Below are 14,481 nucleotides of genomic sequence, written 5' to 3'. Positions count from 1 at the left end.
GATGCGGTTCTCTGGATTCCTCGCAGTATTTCTCGTCTGGATGTTCGCCACGGAGGCCCGCGCCTTCGACTGGGACATCCAGCGTATTGACGGACGCGACTACGTGTCCGTGGCCAAGATCGCCGAATTCTACAATCTTCCCCTCGATGTGGCTCCCAGCGACCGCCAGATGTATCTCTCGCGGGGCGGCCGCAGCCTCACCGCCAGGGCCGACAGCCGCGATCTCGACATCAACGGTGTACGCTACGTGCTTTCCTTCCCGGTGCTCGACCGCAACGGGAAGTTCTGGGTTTCGCGCATGGACTTGGGCAAGACGATCGAGCCCGCGTTTCGTCCCGAGAACGTCCAGGGGTTAAAACCCTTCTCGCTCGTCGTTCTCGATCCCGGCCACGGTGGTCAGGACAAGGGAGCCGCCAGTCCGTACGAGTTCGAGAAGAACTTTGCCCTCGACGTGGCGCGTCGCGTCCGCAACGAGCTTCAGCAGGCCGGACTCCGCGTCTTCATGACCCGCAATAATGACAGCTTCGTGGAGCTTCAGGACCGCGCCGCAATGGCCAATGCGAAGCAGAATTGCATCTTCGTCAGCATCCACTTCAACGCGACCGACACCAATCCCGACGCCAGCGGGCTCGAGATTTATTCCATCACCCCGCGCGGTTCGCCGTCGACCGAATACGACACTCTGCTCGTGCGCGATATGGTGCAGGAGTACGGCAATGCCAACGAGGTCCAGAGCTTTGCACTCGCGCATACGATCTTTCACTCGCTCCGCGGAGCCAATCTCGACATGGCCGATCGTGGCGTAAAACGCGCCCGGTTTGCCGTCCTTCGCCTCACCAAGATGCCAGCCGTGCTGATCGAGGGAGGATTCCTCACAAACTCTGGGGATGCCAAGCGAGTGGCCTCGACGGCCTGGCGTAATCAATACGCCAAAGCCATCGCCCGAGGCATCCTGGCCTACCGAAAACTCGTCGAAACGGATCAGGCGCCCCCGACCATGGCCGAGTATCGCAACGGCACGGCCAGCGTGAACAGCGCAGCGACTCCCCCTCCGCGCCCGGTCGCCACACCCGCACCGGCGCCGGTGAACTCGATCAACCTGCGCGATCTCCCGCAGTAACCGCTGAGAGGGCCAGTCCGGCTCCCTCATGCAAGCGTAACTGATCTCCCTCGATGGCAAAGCCGCAGAGAGGCTCGGTGGGAATTGTATCGGGCGGATCGATATCCACCCAATCGGCCAGGGAGGCGAGTTGCGCGGCAGCGGAGCGGGCAATGCCCGTTTCGACCATCACGCCGATCATCGTCTGCAAGCCTCGCCTCCGCGCTTCCGTCAACAGGTCCTTCGCTGCCGCAACGCCACCAGCCTTGATGATTTTCACATTCACGCCATCGGCGAGTTCCATGGCAGCCGGAAGATCTCCCGCGTCCTGAAACGACTCGTCCGCGATCAGCAACGGTGCGCTGCGAGTAAACTCGCGAAGCTCCCTCCAGTTTTCCCAGTCCACACCGACCGGCTGCTCCACGAGGACAAACCCGAGCTTTGCCAGAAGGGGAAGCGCCTCGATCGCCTCGCCGATGCGCCATCCGGCGTTCACATCGGCCATGAATCGGCAATCTGGAGCGAGTCGCACCGCCTGCCGCGCGCAGTCGATATCCCAGCCGACAGCTCCGCCCATCTTGAGCTTGAAGAGACGGCTCCCTTGGGCGCGTCCGTCGGCCAGCATCTCCGCCAACTCGGCGATATTTTGCGGGATCGAGAGCGTACGGGCGACGGATACGGTCTCACGAGCTTCCAAGCCGAGGAACCGCCCAAGCGGCAAACCGGCCCGCCGAGCCGCCAGATCAAAACGCGCCATTTCCAAGGCCACCCGCGCCGCTGCCGCATCCGCAGGAACCGGCGGGAGAACCGCCAAAGGATCAGCCTCTGCCTCAATATGGCGCAACCATTCCAGGCACGCCCCGGCGCGGGAAGGATAGTAAGGAGGCAGCGCCCCCTCGCCCCAGCCGGTGAATCCGCCATCAGAAACCTGAACCAGTACCGTCTCCCGGGTATGGCTCACCCCATGGGCGATGCGAAACGGGCGCGGCAGACGAATGGTGAAGATCTCACCATGGACGTTCATAGCAGTGATCGAATAGCCCGGAGGTTCACCCTCGCCATCTCGGCAATTGAGGATTTCTCCGCATACTCGGGCACCTTCGTGCCATCGGCATTGCGTTCCGAGGCATGGCCATTTCGACCGAAAAGACCCAGCCCATCCAGGGTGGGAAGGAACTGGCTGATATAGTTCCCATCACTCAAGCCACCGCGTTCCTCGGCATCGAGGCGAACGCCTTCCGCTTCAGCAGCAGATTGCCAGATACTGATCAATTCGTCCGTGCCAGCCGAAGCCGGCCATGCCGGATTCCGGCTCAAGGTCGCCACCCTTACACGGCAGGGATAGCCATCGCTCACCGCTCGCACAACCGGACTCTCCTGCTCGTACGCATATATGCGATCAACAGCATTTTGCAGCGTTTCGTTATCGAAGGCGCGGATATTCACCTCAAATTCACACTCGTGCGGAACCCGATTGATCGGCCCCCCGCCTCGTACAGAACCGACATTCACCGTCAATTTCCGGGCATAGTCCGTGAGCGCAGCCGTCTGTTGGATTAAAACCGCCGCTTGCACCACGGCATTCGCTCCTTCCTGATGACGGCTTCCGGCATGGGCACCGCGCCCTTCGACAGTTATTCGCAGGTTGGCCGATCCCTTGCGGGCCCTCACCAGGGAGTATCCTGCCCCCTGTCCGGCGCAGGCTTCAAAAATCAAAGCCGCCCGCGTGTTCGCGGGCAGGCGTTCATAACAGGCTTGGGGGAAATCCGGGGAAAGCTCCTCCTCTGCGGCATTCAACGCGACAAGCCAGTCGGTCGTTTCGAATAGCTCGGGATTGGTATCTCGCAGAGAGACCAGCACCAGCCAGATCATGGCCGTACCCCCCTTGATATCGATCACTCCCGGGCCGTAGATGCGGTCGCCCTCCTCCAGCCAGTGGAAGTCATTGCGCATTTCCTCCTCGGGAGGGAAGACCGTGTCGAGATGGGAGACTAGGAGCAGGCTGCGCTCGCCTGCACCCGTGCGGCGGAGGAAAAGATGGTCGCCGAAAGCGGGATTCTCGGAGGGCACATGCTCGGCGGAGAATCCCAGGGCAGCAAAATGCCCGGCAATCAGCCGGGCGTTTGCTCGAACTCCGGAAGGGTTTAGTGTCCAGCTATTGGACGATACCAGATCGCGCAGAAAGGCGAGCGCCTCCGGAAGGCGGCGGGAAATCGCCGCAGCAGCGTCTTGCGTCTGCTGCGGCTGAGAAATCATTGTGCCGTCCCGCGGCAGCGACTGCGTTAGGCCTTGGTCGGCTGAAGGGCGCGATTGAAGACGCTCTTCTTGCGGTCGGCGCTGTTCTGATGGATCACTCCACGCTTGGCGGCTTTGTCCAGAGCGGAGGTCACATTGACGTACTCGGCCTTGGCTTCGTCGAGCTTGCCGGCGGCGATGGCAGCGCGGAACTTCTTCTGTCCGTTCTTGAGAGCGCTGAGAATGCTCGAGTTGCGCCCGTGACGGATCGTGCTTTGACGGGAGCGTTTTGCTGCGGATTTCGTATTGGCCATGGTTATTCTTAAAATTGGTGCCAGAGGAGGGATTTGAACCCCCGACCAAGGGCTTATGAGTCCCCTGCTCTACCCCTGAGCTACTCTGGCGAAGGGGTCGATAACAGTACCCAGACGCCCCTGAAGGGCAAGCCTCAAATTACACGAAATGGCGTAATTTCTGACAGGCCGATGGCAAAGGGTGCGTAAAAGACCGCCTTATTCCCCACCGCGGCGGGGATGGCGACTCTCCTCGGCCGAGACTGCGTAGATCACGTCGTCGCCGATGTTCTTGGCCTGATCACCAATGCGCTCGAGGAAGCGGGCGGTGAAAATCAGGTCCATGTAGCTCGGAATGTTGTCCGGCTTTTCCGGCATGAGGGAGGTGAGCTTTTCCGCGAAATCCCGGTTCATGATGTCGAGCGTACGATCACGTTCGCGCAGGGTGCGGGCGAGTTCGACATTGCTGTCGGCAAAGGCTCGGATCGCATCGTCGAGCATGAGTCCGGTAAAGCGATACTGCTCTGCGAGATCGGCCAGCTCCGGCACAGGCGTCCGGCCGGTGAGCTTGCGCGAGCGCCGGGCGATGTTCACGCTTTGATCGGCGATGCGCTCGAGATTCACGCTGAATTTCATGGTCGAGACAACCGTGCGCAGATCGGAGGCCACGGGATGGAAGCGCACCATGAGATCGATACCCTGACGGTCGAGCTGCATCTCAAGAGTGTCGACCTCTTCGTCGTCCGCGATCACGGTGTTGCTCCAGTCTTCATCGCGTTCAAAGAGCCCCTGGCGGGCATGTTCGAAGTTGCGTTGCGTGAGACTGGCCATCATGAGCGCGTTGTCGCGAAATTCGCTCAAGGCGGACTCAAAGGTACTAAGGATATGTGCACTGCCCATGGTCGGAGCTTTCTATGGAGTTTACTGAAGTTCTGGCGCGTCCAGCGTGTCGATCAACCGAACCGGCCCGTGATGTAGTCCTCGGTCTGCTTCTCCGAGGGGTTGGTAAAGATTTTCTGCGTCTCGTCGAACTCGATGAGCTTGCCGAGGTAGAAGAACGCCGTCTTGTCGGAGCAGCGGGTGGCCTGCTGCATGTTGTGGGTGACGATAACGATGGTGAATTCCTTCTTCAGCTCGTGAATCAGGTCCTCCACCTTGGCCGTCGCGATCGGATCGAGCGCGGAGCACGGCTCGTCCATGAGGAGCACCTCGGGACGGTTCGCGATAGCCCGGGCGATGCAGAGACGCTGCATCTGGCCGCCGGAGAGGCCGAGAGCGCTGTCATGCAGGCGATCTTTCACCTCTTCCCACAGAGCCGCGCCGCGCAGGCTGCGCTCCACGGTTTCATCGAGTATGCTGCGAGCCTTCACGCCAGCGATACGCAGTGAGTAAACGATATTTTCGTAGATCGACTTCGGGAAGGGATTCGACTTCTGGAAGACCATGCCGATACTGCGGCGCAGGGCGATGACCTCGATCGCCTTGTCGTAGATGCTGCGGCCATTGAGGTAGATCTCGCCCTCGTGATGAACGCCGTCGATCAGTTCGTTCATGCGATTGAAGTTGCGCAGGAGCGTCGACTTGCCGCAGCCGGAGGGTCCGATGAAGGCCGTCACCTGGCGCTCCGGGATCTCCATGTTGATCCCGTAAAGGGCCTGCTTCTTGCCGTAGTAGAAGTTGAAGTTCTCGACCTTCAGGAAGTCGCTGCGAGGTGCGGGTGTATTCACGGGAGCAAAGTTTGCACTAGAGACGACACTGGTTTCCGGGCGTTGTTGGTCCATGGTGTGCGGCATATCGGGTTATTTTTTGCGGAACACAATCTGTGCGCTGACATTCGCGATCGTGACCAGAATCACCAGAACCAGGGACGCAGTCCATGCCATCTGAATCTGATGCGGAACGGGCGCTGTCGAGAAGTTATAAATGAGCACCGATAGTGAGGCCGTGGGTTCCTTGAGGCTTTGGATCCAGTACTGGCTAAACAAAGCGGTGAAAAGCAGAGGCGCGGTTTCGCCCGCGGCGCGAGCCACGGCGAGCATGATGCCGGTCATCATGGCCGGCAGCGCGTCGGGAAGCACGATGCGCCAGATGGTCTGGAAATTCGTCGCGCCCAGTCCGTAGGAGGCCTCACGATACGCCTTGGAGACACCGATAAGAGCCTGCTCGGCTGTGAGCAGGATGGTCGGCAGGATGAGAATCGCCAGCGCGAAGCCGCCCGCCCAGGCGGAAAACCCGCCCGTCGTCAGCACGATCACGGCATAGGCAAACACACCGCAAATGATCGACGGAATGCCCGTCAGGAGCTTGGCCACGAATCGCACGGCATTGGCCAGTCGCGAATATGGCGCATACTCATTCACATAAATTGCCGAAAGAATCCCAAAGGGCGTGGCAATCACCAGGGCCACCCCCACCATGAGCAGGGTGCCGACCACGGCGTTGCCGATACCTCCGCCGACCTGACCAGCCGCGGGAGGAAGCTCGGTGAAAACACTCCAGCTGAGGAGAGGCAGGCCCTTTTTCAACACGAGAAAGATGATCGAGAGCAGCGGGATCAGCGCGAGAAAGGCGAGCGTGACGCAGACAACGCTCAGCACGCGGTTCACCAGCGACCGGAAGCCCGAGCGGGCTTCGCGTGCCTTGTGAAAGAAATCCTTATGAGCAGGTCGCTCGGGAGCAGCAGTGGCGGAAGTCATGATTATCGAACTCCAGCGGTACGTTTCTGGGTATAACGGAGGACAAACTCACCCGCCATATTGACGAGCAGTGTCATGGCCACAAGGAGCAGCGCCGCGTACATCAGCGAGCTGACCTGCATGCCTTCTGCTTCGCCAAACTGGTTGGCCAGCAGCCCGGCCAGAGTTCCAGCCGGAGAGAGGAGCGAACCCGTGAGGCGGGAACTGTTGCCGATCAACATTGCGATGGCCATGGTTTCGCCCATGGCTCGACCAAGGGCGAGGATCGTCGCCGCGACGATACCGGGCGCCGCAGTCGGAACGATCACCCCCAGGATTGCCTCCCAGCGGGTGGCGCCCAACGCATAAGCGCCTTCACGCAAGGTTCCCGGCACGGCCACAAGCGCAGTACGGGAAATGGCGGTAATGGTCGGAAGGATCATCAGCGACAGCACGAGACTGGCCGTCAGCATGCTGTTTCCGTAGGCTGGCGGAGCGAAGAGCGAATTCAACACCGGCACGTTCTTGAAAGCTACGACGGCCCAGCCTCCAAAACTCTGCACCAGGGGAATGACCACTGCGATACCCCAGAGGCCGTAGACCACGCTGGGAATCGCCGCCAGCATCTCCACCGTGAAACGGATGGCCTGCCGGATGGGCAAAGGGAGAAAATCCTCGCTCAGAAAAATCGCGATCGCGAGCCCCAGCGGAAGGGCGAAAAGTAGCGCGATGAGCGAGCTCACAGCCGTCCCGATGAGGAACGGAAGCACGCCAAACAGATCGCGATTGGGGATCCATTTTTCCCCGACAAGAAAGCCAAACCCAAACTCCCGGATCGCGGGCCAGGACTGATGGGTGATTTCCCCGATGATCCATGCGAGGGTGGCGACGGTCGCTGCCGACGCCACCCAGCACAGGACTCGGAATAGATCGGGCCCCTTGCGGAAGGCCTTGATTCCGCCTTGTTCAATACCAGTGGACTGGTCCGCCATGGGAATGCCCGATCGAGTTTAAGGGTTGGTTATTTGACGGATTCGAGAGCCGCCTTGGCCTTCGCCACCACCGGAGCGGGGAGCGGGATGTAGCCGAGTTCGCCAGCAAACTTCTGGCCGTCGGTGAGACCGTAGGTCACGAATTCCTTGAGCGCCTTCAGCTTGGCGGCATCCGCGTTCTGCTTGTAAAGGAGCAGCCAGGTAAAGGTGGCAATCGGGTAATCCTGAGCGCCAGCCGGGTCTTCCGGCCAGATACGGAGGTTCTCCGGGAGCTGCACGCTGGCGAGGGTCGCCGCGCCGCTCTCGTCGGTGGCCTTGATGAAGTTGCCAGCCTTGTTCTGGAGCTGGGCAGTCGCGAGGCCGTTGTTCACGGCATAACCGTACTCGACGTAACCCACTGCGCCGGGGCTCTGCTTGATGAGGGCGGTCACGCCGTCATTGCCCTTGCCACCCACGCCCACCGGCCACTGGACCGATTTGTCGCTGCCCACGCTATCAGCGAAATCCTTGCTGATGGCCGAGAGATGCTTGGTGAAGACGAAGGTCGTGCCGCTTCCGTCCGAGCGGTAAGCCACGTTGATCGGCAGGTTCGGGAGAGTGACACCCGGGTTGTCCTTGGCGATGATCGGATCGCTCCAGTTCGTCACCTTGCCGAGGAAGATACCGGCATAGGCGTCGCGGGAGAGCTTGAGGTCGGTCACGCCCGGGAGGTTGTAGGCGATCACGATCGAGCCGGCGGTGGCCGGGATCATCACGACGCCGTTCTTCACCTTGGCGATCTCCTCGTCGGACATGGCCGCGTCACTGGCGGCGAAATCGACCGTTCCCTGGGTGAATTGCTTCACTCCCGCGCCCGATCCGACGGACTGGTAGTTCACCTGCACGGAGGGGTTGACCTTGTTGTATTCGGCAGCCCAACGCTGGTAGAGGGGGGCAGGAAAGCTAGCGCCTGCGCCGGAGAGCTGCTGGGCCATCGCCGATCCGGCGAGAATGCTCGTCGAGACGGCACCCACGCTGAGAAGAGAGAGAAGTTTCATAGGTAATTCAGGTTACGAGCCGACAGTGCCGAGGAATATGGGGTAGCGCCAAAGGGTTGATTGTTACAATTCCGTAACATTTGGATCGGCATTTTTTTGTATCGCACGGCCAAAAAGCCTTTGCGCGTCGTAAATTGAAACAAGATTGTCACCAAAACTCCGTGGCTTTAGCCAGAACTTCCGCCCCGGAGCCAAAGGAACCTCCACAATCACCTGATCATCAACATCATGAAACCGACGATCGACTCCACCCCCACTCCGCTAAACCGGCGCTCTCTCTTCAAACTCTCCGCTGGAAGCCTCCTTGCCACCTGGCTGGCTGCTCCGCTCGGCAACATTTTCGCTCAGACTTCCGCCGCCCCAACCTCCGCTCCGGCTCCGACGGGTCCCTACACCCTCCCTCCCCTGCCCTACGCCTACGACGCGCTGAATCCCTCCATCGACACGGAGACGATGAAAATTCACCACGACAAGCACCACAAGGCGTACGTGGACAACGCCAACAAGCTCCTCGCCGATCAGCCGGAGCTCGCCAAGCTGACCCCGGAGGAACTCCTCAAGGATCTCGACAAGGCCCCGGAAAGCATCCGCACCGGCCTGCGCAACAATGTGGGCGGGCATGTGAATCACTCGCTTTTCTGGCAGATGATGAGCCCCAAGGGCGGCGGCGAACCGAAGGGCGAACTGGCCGAGGCGATCAACAAGCAGTTTGGCTCCTTCGCGGAGTTTCAGAAGAAATTCGACGAGGCGGCCATGAAGCGCTTCGGCAGCGGCTGGGCCTGGCTCGTGCTCGATGACGGGAAGCTCGAGATCACATCCACCGCGAACCAGGACTCCCCGATCATGGAGGACGAGGAACCCATTCTCGGACTCGATGTGTGGGAACACGCCTATTACCTGAAATACCAGAACCGCCGCCCGGAATATGTCACCGCGTGGTGGAATGTGGTTAACTGGGATTTCGCCAACTCCCTCTACCAGAAGGCGTTGAAGAAAGACTAGTCTCGGCGCAAAAAGAAGAGGCGGCCGATTTCCCGGAATTTTCACCGGATCGGCCGCCTTCTTTATGTGTGAAACAGAGGTCTATCGAGGGACCTGCCGCCGGTTCTCGGCGAGCAGCGCGAATCAGCCGACAGGATCGTCAGGCGACAAAGCACCCGTTCCTGCCCTTACCTGTTCGCTTGAGACGCTCCCGGATGGTTCGCGCTGAAGCTAAAACGCGGTGACAGATTCCCTCAATATTCCCTGGCAGGTCTCAGGATATTACCTGAGAAACGCCGTGCCGGCCAAAGCAATGGCCAGTACGCCGGTGACTGCAACCGCAGCCACCATCATTCCCCTGGTAACCTCCGTGAAGACCGCACTATGTTGTTTTGCTGTTTTCACATCAACACGCTGACACACTTCCCCCGGAGCGCAAGGGGGTATTTTTTCGGGGGATTTCCTACATCCCGAGCAGACGTTCCTGCGCAGGGGCGGGAATTTCGGGCTTTTTCGGAGCTTGGGGCGGCGTTTCGGCTTCCTCATCCTCTGACTGTTTCACGAGAGAATCGGTCAGCTGCTTTTCCGCACGGGCTCCGAGTTTCTGGAGTTCGGTCACGCGGCGGACGAGATTGCCTCGTCCCGAGCTCAGCCGCCCCATGGCCTGATCATAAGCTCCCCGAGCCTGGTCGAGACGCTGGCCGATTTCCTGCAGGGACTCGGTAAAGGCGACAAACTGGTCGTGCAAGCCCCCGGCGCGGCGGGCGATCTCCAGCGCATTGAGCGTCTGCTTGTGCCGCCGCCACACGCTCTCGATGGCGCGCAGGGTGATAAGCAGCGTGGAGGAGGAAACCAGCACGACGTTTTTCTCAAACGCGCTGCCGTACAGCTCCGGATCGTCCTGGAGCGCGAGATTGAGCGCCGTCTCGACCGGGACAAACATGAGGACAAAATCCGGCGACTGGAGATCGGCGAGACCCGGGTAATCCTTGCGGGCCAGCTCCTCGACGTGACGTCGCACGGAGAGAGCGTGCTCCTTCATGGCGGCCTGCCGGGCGGCATCGGTGGTCGCGTTGACCAGGCGCTCATAAGCGGTGAGCGACACCTTGGCGTCGATGATGATATGTTTGCCCTCAGGCAGGTGAATGATCACGTCGGGCATGCGCCGTCCGCCCGCTTCATCGCGGAAACTGGCCTGCGTCTCGTATTCCGAACCCTTCTGCAAACCGGACTTCTCCAGGATGCGCTCCAGGATGAGCTCACCCCAGGAACCCTGCGTCTTCGACTCGCCCTTGAGCGCACGGGTCAGCGCGCCCGCCTCCTCGGTGATCTGGCGGTTGAGATCCTTAAGCTGGACGAGTTGCTCGCGCAGGGCGGCTGTCGCCTTGGTCTCCTCGGTGTGGATCGACTCAATGCGCTCGCGGAATTCCCCGATGCGCTGGCGGAGCGGATCGAGCAGGACGGCGAGGCTTTCCTTGTTCTGCGCGAGGAACCGGGTGCTTTTTTCCTCCAGCACGCGGTTGGCGAGATTTTCAAACTCGGCGGTGAACTGCTTCTGGAGATTGGCCAGCCGGGCGGAATCCTCATCCAGTCGCTGGCGCAGATTTGCCCCCTCCGCCTCGGCCGAGGCGAGCAGGCGGGTGAGTTCCTCGATTTGGGTGCGCTGGGCAGCATCCGCCTCGCGTGCATTCGAAATCTGAGTGGAAAGAACCGTTGTTTTTGTTTGTTCCGCCGCCAACTGAGCGCGGAGCCCCGTGGTTTCGCGGCTCGACTTGAGCAGATAAACAAGGCTGCCCATCACAAAACCCAGGATGAGGGCACCCAAACCAACCAGAAAAAGCGTCATTTTGCGAACCTGTCAGATGGGGTCGGACATCCCATGTCTCACCCCGGAGTTTCCCGTCTATTTTTCAGCAACCTCAAGCAGCTTCACCGCGGTGGTGAGATAAACCGGCTCGGGGTGCTTGTTGCGCCACTTGGTGATCTCCTTGCGCTCGAGCACCTGGAATCCAAAACGCTCCAGCACGCGGGCTCCGCGGCGACTTTCAAAAGTAACCATCTGTCCAAAGACCGCCTTTTCGCCATGCTGGCGCAGGTAGTCGAAGTACAGGTCCATCATGGTCTTGGTCCCATGCAGGCTCTGAGCCTCGGGGAGGACGTTGAAGTGGAAATGCGCCATCTTGCGCGGGGCGGCCGGCACCTCGCGCCAGGAATTCCGCAGGATCCAGGCGATGAATTCCTTCGTCGCCGGGTTGTAACGATGGTATCGGAACATGCCGATCACGAAGAGCCGGGCGTTTTGGAAGATGTTGTGCAACTGCTGCTTGATCGGCATGCGCGAGCCGAGGAGGTAGCCCTTCACCTGTCCCTCATGCTCGAGGACGAAGGACGACTCCGGCTCGATGTCGGTGTAGTAGCTCGTCAGGTAATCGGCAAAAAGCTCGCGATCTTCAAAGACCGGATCGATCGGCTTGCCCAGAAACCCCGTCTGACAACACAACCAGCGAACGGCGTCGCGGTCGCGCGCCTCGTATCTACGAATTTTTACATCAGACGGCAAAGCCACAAGAAGGTTTGTAGGCAACCGGCATCCGGGGGTAAATGGAAAAAACCACCGCCATGAATCCCCCTCGCCTTCTCGCCCTGATATCCCTTCTCTGCGCGGTTCCTCTTTTGCTGACAGGCTGCGCCCTGCTCAAACAAGGCGCGGCGGAAGCCGATGAACGCCGCCTGCTCAAGGCCGGGTTTCAAGAGGAGAAAGTCACATCCTTTGCCGACACCGAGGTCTTGCGACAGTTGCCGCCCAACAAGGTCGTTTCCATCGAGCAGAGCAATCAAACGGTGATCTATAAATACGCCGATCCCGCGAACGGGCGCATTTTTGTCGGGAACGAGGAGAACTTCCTGAAGTACAAGGAAATCGTCGCCAAGGAACGGGCGAAGAACGCCGCCAAGATGGCCGAGATTGGCTCGATGCCGCCGGGACGCATCCCGGGCATGGCGCGTTGACTCAGGGGTGGTAGTTGGCGATCACGTCGTCGTAGATGCCAAACATCCGACCGAAGACGGACTTCCAGGAATAGCGGGTCCGGGCTTCATGGCTGGCCTGCAGGCCGGTGAGGTGGAGATCCTCGCCAAACTTGTTCTCGATGGCTGCCGCCAGGGACTGCGGGGTATTTTCCGCCGCCCAGTGGACCTGATTGGAGAAAATGATGCGGTCCATGTAGCTGCCGCGGATGCCGATGACCGGCGTGCCGCAGGCCTGGCTTTCAAGAGTGACGAGGCCAAAGGTCTCCTGCACGCCGGGATGCACGAACAGGTCTGCGCTGCGATAGACCTCGGCCAGTTTATATGGGTCGCTGCAAAACTCCATCCAGCTTACGGCGTTGGTCGACTCTTTCAGGCGAAGCATGGATGAGCGCAGAGAGCCATCCCCAACCACGAGCAGATGATATTTGCCGGGTGACTGGCGGTGCAGAATATCGAAGGCGTCAAAAAGCGTAACCACGTTTTTCTCAGAAGCCAGACGACCGACGTAGAGAAGCAGCCGCGCATCCTCGGGAATCTCATGCTCGCGGCGAAAACCCTCCACAGGTATGTCAGAAGGGACAAACACTTCATCGTCCACCCCGAGATCGATGCCTTCAACCCGCTCTACGCCCCAGTCCTGCAAGAGCGAGACGAGATTGGGGCTTGGCACCAGCGTACGGTGGAACTGGTTATACAACGTCTTCACGTATCGCTTTGCCCAGTCCTCCGCGACAGACACGGCGGTCTTGCCGAAGAACTTTGCCACCGAGCGAATGTAGGCTTCGGGAAAGTGCGAGTGATAAAACCCAATGACGGGGATATCGAGGCCGTCCCCGGAGGCAATGGCCTTCCACGCGAGCTGGTAGGGGTCTCCGGACTCGATGATGTCGGGCCGCTCCTTTTCCAGCACCTCCTCGACGAGGTGGAGCTTGAGCAGGATGCGATAGCGCGAGGTGCGCGACACCATCGGGGACTCGATGGTGTACACCTTGGCAACATCATCTCCGACGCATTCCGTGCGCTTGCCCGGAACGACAAGCACGTGCTGACAATCGGGCCGATGGCGGCGGATGTACGCCACCTTCTGCTCGATATATCTGCGGACCCCTCCACTGACGGGAGAGTAAAACTGCGTGAGGTCGCAGACCTTCATTCGTACGATGCCGGGAAGAGGGAAGACGCCCTATTCGAGCGTGGCGAGCCAGCGTTCTGCATCGATCGCCGCCGCGCATCCCTGCCCCGCCGCCGTGATGGCCTGCCGGTAGACGTGGTCGGCCACGTCGCCTGCGGCAAACACGCCGGGAAGGTTTGTGCGGGTTCCTTCAACCTGGATGAGATAACCATTCTCATCGGTATCGAGTTTGCCGCGGAAGGCCGCCGTATTCGGCTCGTGGCCGATGGCGACAAAAACGCACTTCACCTCCAAGTCGGAGATTTCGCCGGTGACGAGATCCTTGAGCTTCACCGAGGTGACCTCGCCGCTCTCATCCGTGATGTACTCGGTGATGGCGGAGTTCCAAACCGGCTTCACCTTGGGATTGGCCAGCGCGCGGTCGGCCATGATCTTCGAGGCACGCAGAGTGTCACGACGATGGATGAGGTAAACGGTCGAGGCAAAGCGCGTGAGGAAGGTCGCTTCCTCGCAGGCCGAGTCGCCGCCGCCGACGACGCAAACAGGGACATTGCGGTAGAACGCTCCGTCGCAAGTCGCGCAGGAGGTCACGCCATGGCCGATGAGCTCGTGCTCGCGGTCGATGCCGAGATAACGAGGGGAAGCCCCGCTCGCCACGATGAGCGCGCGGGTTTCCACCCACTCGCCATCGATCTTCAGGCGGGAGTGTGTGCCGAGATGCTCGTACTCCTCAACGAAGCCATACTGGAAGCGGGCGCCGAATTTCTCCGCCTGCTGCTGCATGCGCATGATGAGATCGGGGCCGTCGACTCCCTCGGGGAAGCCCGGAAAATTCTCCACCAGCGTGGTGGTGGTCAACTGCCCGCCAGGCAGCTTGCCCTGCAAAACCAAGGGCGAAAGGTTGGCGCGTGAGGCGTAGATGGCGGCGGTCAGTCCCGCACAGCCAGTGCCCACGATAATCAGATTCTCCATAAAGAGGAACTACACGGAAACGCCCGGAGGTGCCA

At 60.3% G+C, this 14,481-nt stretch carries 15 protein-coding genes and 1 tRNA gene; 3 read left to right on the top strand and 13 right to left on the bottom strand.

The window, feature by feature from the left end; translation table 11 throughout:
• Position 1: 1 nt before the first annotated feature.
• Complete coding sequence (locus TSACC_RS09775) at positions 2 to 1,120, top strand: N-acetylmuramoyl-L-alanine amidase (RefSeq protein WP_075079124.1); 1,119 nt, start codon at positions 2 to 4, stop codon at positions 1,118 to 1,120.
• Here TSACC_RS09775 and TSACC_RS09770 read toward each other — a convergent pair.
• The 9 genes from TSACC_RS09770 to pstS form a co-directional block, all read right to left on the bottom strand.
• Positions 1,095 to 2,123: an enolase C-terminal domain-like protein gene (locus tag TSACC_RS09770; RefSeq protein WP_075079123.1), complete on the bottom strand. Its 1,029-nt coding sequence runs from the start codon at positions 2,121 to 2,123 to the stop codon at positions 1,095 to 1,097. The two genes, TSACC_RS09775 and TSACC_RS09770, sit on opposite strands and share 26 nt — an antisense overlap.
• Positions 2,120 to 3,355, bottom strand: coding sequence for a M20/M25/M40 family metallo-hydrolase (locus TSACC_RS09765; RefSeq protein WP_075079122.1), 1,236 nt, complete (start codon positions 3,353 to 3,355; stop codon positions 2,120 to 2,122). The genes TSACC_RS09770 and TSACC_RS09765 overlap by 4 nt, the downstream gene beginning before the upstream one ends.
• A 26-nt stretch (positions 3,356 to 3,381) precedes the next feature.
• A complete protein-coding gene (gene rpsT, locus TSACC_RS09760; RefSeq protein WP_075079121.1) occupies positions 3,382 to 3,648 on the bottom strand; it encodes a 30S ribosomal protein S20 in 267 nt (88 codons plus the stop codon).
• A 15-nt stretch (positions 3,649 to 3,663) separates the two neighbouring features.
• Positions 3,664 to 3,738: transfer RNA gene (locus tag TSACC_RS09755), tRNA-Met, on the bottom strand.
• 108 nt (positions 3,739 to 3,846) lie between these two features.
• Positions 3,847 to 4,527: a phosphate signaling complex protein PhoU gene (gene phoU, locus TSACC_RS09750; protein WP_075079120.1), complete on the bottom strand. Its 681-nt coding sequence runs from the start codon at positions 4,525 to 4,527 to the stop codon at positions 3,847 to 3,849.
• Positions 4,528 to 4,580: 53 nt separating this feature from the next.
• Positions 4,581 to 5,408, bottom strand: coding sequence for a phosphate ABC transporter ATP-binding protein PstB (pstB, locus tag TSACC_RS09745; RefSeq protein ID WP_084400608.1), 828 nt, complete (start codon positions 5,406 to 5,408; stop codon positions 4,581 to 4,583).
• Between the two features lie 18 nt (positions 5,409 to 5,426).
• Entirely contained in the window at positions 5,427 to 6,323 is an 897-nt protein-coding gene (pstA, locus tag TSACC_RS09740; protein WP_075079119.1) for a phosphate ABC transporter permease PstA, read from the bottom strand.
• Positions 6,324 to 6,325: 2 nt separating this feature from the next.
• Positions 6,326 to 7,294 carry a phosphate ABC transporter permease subunit PstC gene (gene pstC, locus TSACC_RS09735; RefSeq protein ID WP_075079118.1) on the bottom strand — a complete coding sequence of 323 codons (969 nt, stop codon included), beginning with the start codon at positions 7,292 to 7,294 and terminating at the stop codon, positions 6,326 to 6,328.
• Positions 7,295 to 7,323: 29 nt separating this feature from the next.
• The gene (gene pstS / locus TSACC_RS09730; protein WP_075079117.1) at positions 7,324 to 8,331 is read right to left on the bottom strand and encodes a phosphate ABC transporter substrate-binding protein PstS; all 1,008 of its coding nucleotides are present in this window, start codon (positions 8,329 to 8,331) and stop codon (positions 7,324 to 7,326) included.
• A gap of 228 nt (positions 8,332 to 8,559) precedes the next feature.
• On the opposite strand from pstS, the gene TSACC_RS09725 reads away from it, so the two are divergent.
• Positions 8,560 to 9,333, top strand: a complete 774-nt coding sequence (locus TSACC_RS09725) for a superoxide dismutase (RefSeq protein WP_084400352.1) — start codon at positions 8,560 to 8,562, stop codon at positions 9,331 to 9,333.
• Between the two features lie 442 nt (positions 9,334 to 9,775).
• On the opposite strand, the gene TSACC_RS09720 is transcribed toward TSACC_RS09725, so the two are convergent.
• Both TSACC_RS09720 and TSACC_RS09715 read right to left on the bottom strand, forming a co-directional pair.
• Positions 9,776 to 11,158, bottom strand: a complete 1,383-nt coding sequence (locus tag TSACC_RS09720; RefSeq protein WP_075079116.1) for a DNA recombination protein RmuC — start codon at positions 11,156 to 11,158, stop codon at positions 9,776 to 9,778.
• A gap of 57 nt (positions 11,159 to 11,215) precedes the next feature.
• Entirely contained in the window at positions 11,216 to 11,878 is a 663-nt protein-coding gene (locus TSACC_RS09715; RefSeq protein ID WP_153811374.1) for a GNAT family acetyltransferase, read from the bottom strand.
• A gap of 53 nt (positions 11,879 to 11,931) precedes the next feature.
• Between TSACC_RS09715 and TSACC_RS09710 the strand changes: the two genes are divergently transcribed.
• Complete coding sequence (locus TSACC_RS09710; protein WP_153811373.1) at positions 11,932 to 12,321, top strand: hypothetical protein; 390 nt, start codon at positions 11,932 to 11,934, stop codon at positions 12,319 to 12,321.
• A gap of 1 nt (position 12,322) precedes the next feature.
• On the opposite strand, the gene TSACC_RS09705 is transcribed toward TSACC_RS09710, so the two are convergent.
• Together TSACC_RS09705 and trxB are read right to left on the bottom strand one after the other, a co-directional pair.
• On the bottom strand, positions 12,323 to 13,495 hold the full coding sequence (locus TSACC_RS09705) for a glycosyltransferase (RefSeq protein WP_075079113.1): 1,173 nt from the start codon (positions 13,493 to 13,495) through the stop codon (positions 12,323 to 12,325).
• A 30-nt stretch (positions 13,496 to 13,525) separates the two neighbouring features.
• Positions 13,526 to 14,446 (bottom strand): thioredoxin-disulfide reductase, encoded by a 921-nt coding sequence (gene trxB / locus TSACC_RS09700; RefSeq protein ID WP_075079112.1) that lies wholly within the window; start codon positions 14,444 to 14,446, stop codon positions 13,526 to 13,528.
• Positions 14,447 to 14,481 lie beyond the last annotated feature (35 nt).

Source organism: Terrimicrobium sacchariphilum, assembly GCF_001613545.1.
Lineage (GTDB): Bacteria > Verrucomicrobiota > Verrucomicrobiia > Chthoniobacterales > Terrimicrobiaceae > Terrimicrobium > Terrimicrobium sacchariphilum.
The sequence above is the reverse complement of the archived record's forward strand: the minus strand, read 5'-3'. Positions and strand labels throughout refer to the sequence as shown.